Below are 6905 nucleotides of genomic sequence, written 5' to 3'. Positions count from 1 at the left end.
CGGAGCCAAGTACGACAACGGAGCCAAGTACGACAACGGAGCCAAGTACGACAACGGAGCCAAGTACGACAACAGAACCAAATGAAACCGTACCGGAACTGATTACTGGTTATCCGCCAACTAACTCAAGTAAAGCATCAGAAAAAGGAACTGTTAAAACTAAAAATGACTTGCCTAAAGCTGGTGAGCGAATAGAAATAGGGACACAGTTATTAGGTTATGGACTGTTGCTGTTCGTTAATTTAATTCTAATAGTCAATTATAAACGAGATTAGAACCTTTTGTTTAAATACAAGTAGTTATTTTTTTTGAATTACGAGGGAGGGGATCAGTTGCTATAAGACGGCTGATACTCTTATCTTATTAGAGCATCTAAAAGAAGGTGGGTTGAACATAAAAAAAGGTTAGTTTAAATCTCAATAGTGATGAAAACAACTGATGACTTGATCTTTTATTATGGTTCTAGGATGTGATTTATTAAGAGAAAGCAGATTGTGGAAGCGTACTTCGGTCATTTTAATATCTAGAAATTTTTCGGGAGATGCAAGGAGGTGTTTGAAACTTATCCATTAGTAAGATGTATACAAACTAGGGTGAAAATTGTCTATCGCCTTAGTTTGTATACTTGTTCGAAAATTAATCGACTTTTAATAAGAGGAAGTGGGAAATAGTTTCCTTAATCTCACAAGGATGAATCTCTAGATGCTATGAGTTTTTCATAAAGTATTCCTTCGACGGAGTTTTGTTTATCTAAGGTATCTGTAAAAACTGTATCAGCATAGGCGATTTCCATTTCAGATATTAGATCTCTCAGAAGTTCGGCTTGATTCTTAGGTGTATTTTCCAAAATCATTGAGTAACGAGTTTCAATTTCTTCAATAAAACAAGAACTGGGTCCTTGCTTAGTTTTTAATGTTAGAACTGGGCCCCAGTCGTCAAAAGAGTCAATGGAAATGATGTCAGGTAGTGAGTTATTGAGGATCTCGACACATTCATCTCTCGTTAAGTGAGCATCGAATGAGAAGACACGCGTAAATTTTCCGTAGTGAGTGTTGACGACTGCGCAATAAAGGGTACCATCTTTCCAATTATCAATAAGTTTCATTAGATTTTCCGCCTTTTTTTAAGATACCTATATAATAGCGTGTTTTCTATCTTTGTAAAAGGCCTAATGGTGCATGGAACTCTGCAAAAGTTGAATACAAATAAAGGGAGTATATGAAAAACCTTATGTGACAGTCATCTGAAGATAAAATTCGTTTTTGCATATTATCATTATTTTGTGCATATCATTGTTTAAACTAGGAAGAGTTGATTAATGACCAGATTAAATAGTGTTGGGGCAGAGACAAGTTAGCAAACAATGTCCTTTATTGAGCAAGTTGTCTCCAGAGCAACTGTCTATTTTAGCCTAATAAGCTACTTGTTTATCAAGAGGTTTTGAATAAGTTTTGGGAAGTTAGTGCCAACCTGGTAGTTAACTCTCCCATATTGTTGGCGTGGAGGGTGAATCTGATTCAAGGTGTTGCTTTCTAGTTTCGTTTGATAAGGTCTAGCATCACTCTTAATGATAGTGGGTGATGGTGCAAACTAGAAGGCAAAAAAAGCCTGTGTATATTACAAACTAAAGAAATAATAAGAAAGAGTTTGATTCTTTTTTTGAAATGAGTGAAAAACGGGCGGGAGAGCCTTGACAAAAAAAGTTTAAAGCTATATAATTGATAGTTGCAAAAGCTATCTGAAATCACGAAAATGTCGGGTGAAATATTGTCCATTTGGCGTTTTTTTATAGGAAAACAAAAGTAGAAGCTCAAAAAAAAGAGAATGTTCTATTTTTGGTTTTTTTTTGCCTAAAAAGGCTGATGTAATATTTTTGTTATCAAATTTTAATATTTGTAACATTGATGTCATTAAGATGGTGTTTTGAGAAAAATCAGAGGGGTGAAGAGCTTGGCTGGACACGTAGTCAAATACGGAAAGCATCGCGAACGTAGAAGTTTCGCACGAATCAGTGAAGTATTAGAATTACCAGATTTGATTGAAATTCAAACAAATTCTTACAAATGGTTTTTAGACGTTGGTCTAAAAGAAATGTTTGAAGATATTCTTCCAATCAAAGATTTTAGTGATAAGTTATCACTGGAGTTTGTCGGGTATGAATTGAAGGAACCGAAGTATACAGTTGAAGAAGCTCGTGCGCATGACGCAAACTATTCAGCTCCCATTCATGTGACCTTACGTCTAGACAACAAAACAACTGGTGAGATCAAAGCTCAAGAAGTATTCTTTGGTGATTTCCCGTTAATGACGGAAATGGGTACATTTATTATCAATGGGGCGGAACGGGTTATTGTTTCTCAATTAGTTCGTTCACCTGGGGTCTATTACAACAGTAAATTGGACAAAAATGGCCGTGTGAGTTTTGGCACGACTGTGATTCCTAACCGTGGTGCATGGTTAGAAATGGAAACAGATGCAAAAGATATCTCTTACGTGCGGATTGACCGTACTCGTAAGATTCCACTATCAGTTTTGGTCCGTGCGTTAGGTTTCGGTTCAGATGATACGATTTTGGAAATCTTTGGCGATAATGAAAGTTTACGTTTGACGTTAGAAAAAGACATTCATAAAAATGCATCGGATTCTCGTACAGAGGAAGGCTTAAAAGATATTTACGAGCGTCTACGCCCGGGAGAGCCTAAAACAGCAGACAGTTCGCGTAACTTACTGAATGCTCGTTTCTTCGATCCAAAACGTTACGACCTTGCGAGCGTTGGTCGTTACAAAGTCAACAAAAAATTAAGCTTAAAAACCCGTTTACTAAACCAAACCCTGGCTGAAACCTTAGTTGATCCAGAAACAGGCGAAATCTTGTTTGAAACTGGCACCGTGATCAATCACGAAGTCATGGATAAATTGGAATCATACTTGGATGCGGGCTTAAACAACGAAACATTCTATCCAACTGAAGACGGTGTTGTAACAGAACCAATGACCATTCAAACGGTTAAGGTCTTTTCACCAAAAGATCCAGAGCGTGTTGTTAACGTTATTGGCAATGGTCAAATTGATCCGTCTGAAAAAACGATTATCCCTGCTGATGTGATTGCAGAGATGAGTTATTTCTTCAACTTACAAGAAGACATCGGCAATGTGGATGACATTGACCACTTAGGTAACCGTCGTATTCGTTCGGTTGGTGAATTATTGCAAAACCAATTCCGTATCGGGTTAGCTCGTATGGAACGTGTGGTTCGTGAAAGAATGTCGATTCAAGACACAGAAACATTGACACCACAACAATTAATTAACATTCGTCCAGTTGTGGCCTCAATCAAAGAATTCTTTGGTTCGTCTCAATTGTCACAGTTTATGGACCAAACGAACCCTCTAGGTGAGTTAACTCATAAACGTCGTCTATCAGCTTTAGGGCCCGGTGGTTTGACCCGTGACCGTGCTGGCTATGAAGTTCGTGACGTGCATTACTCACATTACGGCAGAATGTGTCCGATTGAAACCCCTGAGGGTCCGAATATCGGCTTGATTAACAGTTTGTCTAGTTATGCGAAAATTAACCCTTATGGGTTTATTGAAACACCTTATCGTCGGGTTGACCGCAAAACAGGTAAAGTAACGGAACATATCGATTACTTAACGGCTGACGAGGAAGATCACTACATGGTAGCCCAAGCTAACTCTTTACTTAATGAAGATGGTAGTTTTGCGGAAGAGATTGTTATGGCTCGTATCCAAAGTGAAAACTTAGAAGTCTCCATTGATAAAGTCGATTACATGGATGTATCGCCTAAACAGGTAGTTGCGGTGGCAACTGCGTGTATTCCTTTCTTGGAAAACGATGACTCCAACCGTGCTTTGATGGGTGCGAACATGCAACGTCAGGCAGTGCCTTTAGTTCAGCCTCGTTCACCACTTGTGGGAACTGGGATGGAGTATAAAGCGGCCCATGACTCAGGTTCGGCTTTAGTTTGTAAGCATGATGGTGTCGTGGAATACGTTGATTCAAGCGAAATCCGCGTCCGTCGTTCCAATGGTACCTTAGATAAATATTCAGCGACTAAATTCAGTCGTTCAAATGCTGGTATGTGTTATAACCAACGTCCAATCGTGACATTAGGTGAAAAAGTTGACAAGGGTGATGTCTTAGCAGATGGCCCGTCAATGGAAGAAGGCGAAATGGCTTTAGGTCAAAACGTCTTAGTTGCCTTTATGACATGGGAAGGTTACAACTACGAGGATGCCATCATCATGAGCCGTCGTTTGGTGAAAGATGATGTCTATACCTCAATTCATATTGAAGAGTATGAGTCAGAAGCTCGTGACACTAAATTAGGACCTGAAGAGATTACGCGTGAAATTCCTAACGTCGGTGAAGATGCGCTGAAAGATTTAGACGAAATGGGTATTATCCGTATCGGTGCTGAAGTGAAAGATGGCGATTTATTAGTTGGTAAGGTCACGCCTAAAGGGGTAACAGAATTATCAGCAGAAGAGCGTCTTTTGCATGCCATCTTTGGTGAAAAAGCTCGTGAAGTTCGTGACACCTCTCTACGTGTGCCTCATGGCGGCGGCGGGATTGTTCACGATGTGAAGATCTTTACGCGTGAAGCTGGCGATGAATTATCACCAGGTGTTAACATGTTAGTTCGTGTTTACATCGTCCAAAAACGTAAGATCAACGAAGGCGATAAAATGGCCGGACGTCATGGTAATAAAGGGGTTGTCTCTCGGATTATGCCGGAAGAAGATATGCCATTTATGCCTGACGGTACACCAGTTGACATCATGCTGAACCCATTAGGGGTACCATCACGGATGAACATTGGTCAGGTTCTTGAGTTACATATCGGTATGGCCGCTCGTTACTTAGGGATTCATGTGGCAACACCAGTCTTTGATGGTGCAAGTGAAGAAGATGTTTGGTCAACTGTTCGTGAAGCAGGTATGGCAGCAGATGCTAAAACGGTTCTTTACGATGGCCGTACAGGTGAACCATTTGATAACCGTCTTTCTGTTGGTGTGATGTACATGCTGAAACTAGCTCACATGGTTGATGATAAACTTCATGCTCGTTCAACAGGACCTTACTCACTGGTTACGCAACAACCACTTGGTGGTAAAGCGCAATTTGGTGGACAACGTTTTGGGGAGATGGAAGTTTGGGCCTTGGAAGCATACGGTGCAGCTTACACGCTACAAGAAATCTTAACGTACAAATCTGATGACGTGGTCGGACGTGTGAAAACATACGAAGCCATCGTCAAAGGTGAACCAATTCCAAAACCAGGCGTACCAGAATCATTCCGCGTATTGGTTAAAGAATTGCAATCATTAGGACTTGATATGCAAGTATTAGATATCGACGACCAAGAGATTGAACTGCGCGATATGGATGATGACGAAGACGATTTAATTACCGTCGACGCCTTGACCAAATACGCCCAAGAACAAGCAGCAAAAAACGCAGAGAAAGAATAAGTGTGAGAGCTGGCGACTTGCATTGAGCATATCTCGATCGTCCAGTATAATCGGCTTTTTCGATTAAACTGGATGAGAGAAATTGCTAGCCTTCACTTCGTTGTCCCTTATCTCTAACGAATAAATTCGTAAGAATAACGGCAATTCTTAGTGCTTTAGCACTTAGAATTTGATGTGATCGTAGCAGAACGGAGTAATGCAGCCAGATCGAGCACGTCAATAAGCTGTGACAGCGGCCTTCAATTGCTGTCAGAATCAGCTTAAACTAATTCAGCCAGCCAGTGGTGGCATTGACACTAAATGCCCCACTCCAAGGTTGCATTAATTCTTTCTATCACTTTTTTGCACTTAATATATGAATGGAGGGAACACCTTTTGATCGATGTAAATAAATTCGAGAGCATGCAGATTGGTTTAGCTTCTCCAGAAAAAATCAGAAGCTGGTCTTATGGTGAAGTGAAAAAGCCGGAAACAATTAACTACCGGACACTGAAACCTGAACGTGAAGGGCTTTTCTGTGAGCGAATTTTTGGTCCTACAAAAGACTGGGAATGTGCTTGTGGTAAGTACAAACGAATTCGTTATAAAGGGATTGTCTGTGACCGTTGTGGAGTTGAAGTCACACGTTCGAAAGTACGTCGTGAGCGGATGGCCCATATCGAATTAGCAGCACCAGTCTCACATATCTGGTACTTCAAAGGCATTCCAAGTCGGATGGGTCTGATTCTTGATATGAGTCCCCGTGCCTTGGAAGAAGTGATTTACTTTGCTTCTTATGTGGTCATTGAACCAGGAGATACGTCTCTTGAGAAAAAACAATTGCTAACAGAACGTGAATACCGTGATAAACGTGAGCAGTATGGCCAAGGGTTCCAAGCTGGCATGGGTGCTGAAGCAGTCAAACGTTTATTGGATGATGTTGATTTAGAAAAAGAAGTCCTTGAATTAAAAGAAGAACTAAAAACAGCATCAGGTCAAAAACGGACCCGAGCGATTCGTCGTTTGGATATTCTTGAAGCTTTCCGTAGTTCAGGCAATGAGCCTGGCTGGATGGTCATGGATGTTATTCCCGTAATCCCGCCAGATTTACGTCCGATGGTTCAATTGGAAGGTGGCCGTTTTGCTACATCTGATTTGAATGATTTATATCGCCGTGTGATTAACCGTAATAACCGTTTGAAACGTTTATTAGATTTAATGGCACCAAATATCATCGTTCAAAACGAGAAGAGAATGTTGCAAGAAGCAGTCGATGCTTTGATTGATAATGGTCGTCGTGGCCGTCCAGTTACTGGACCTGGTAACCGTCCATTGAAATCTTTGTCTCACATGCTAAAAGGGAAACAAGGTCGTTTCCGTCAGAACTTACTGGGTAAACGGGTTGACTATTCTGGTCGTTCGGTTATCGT

2 protein-coding genes and 2 pseudogenes are annotated in these 6905 nt (G+C 40.7%); 3 read left to right on the top strand and 1 reads right to left on the bottom strand.

The window, feature by feature from the left end; translation table 11 throughout:
- Positions 1-275 (top strand): hypothetical protein (locus tag RWN13_RS23460; RefSeq protein ID WP_314068656.1); only part of this gene is annotated, 275 nt, incomplete at its 5' end.
- 407 nt (positions 276-682) lie between these two features.
- Here RWN13_RS23460 and RWN13_RS23455 read toward each other — a convergent pair.
- Entirely contained in the window at positions 683-1105 is a 423-nt protein-coding gene (locus RWN13_RS23455; protein WP_314068652.1) for a hypothetical protein, read from the bottom strand.
- An 845-nt stretch (positions 1106-1950) separates the two neighbouring features.
- On the opposite strand from RWN13_RS23455, the pseudogene rpoB reads away from it, so the two are divergent.
- A pseudogene (gene rpoB / locus RWN13_RS23450) lies at positions 1951-5493 on the top strand (DNA-directed RNA polymerase subunit beta); the annotation flags it as partial.
- 378 nt (positions 5494-5871) lie between these two features.
- Positions 5872-6905: pseudogene (locus RWN13_RS23445) on the top strand (DNA-directed RNA polymerase subunit beta'); the annotation flags it as partial.

It is taken from the genome of uncultured Vagococcus sp. (assembly GCF_963518325.1).
Lineage (GTDB): Bacteria > Bacillota > Bacilli > Lactobacillales > Vagococcaceae > Vagococcus_D.
This window is presented reverse-complemented; position numbering and strand designations above follow the sequence as displayed.

Excerpts from the sequence above, each read along its gene's own strand:
- RWN13_RS23455 (WP_314068652.1), bottom strand. The coding sequence starts at position 1,105 with ATGAAACTTATTGATAATTGGAAAGATGGTACCCTTTATTGCGCAGTC.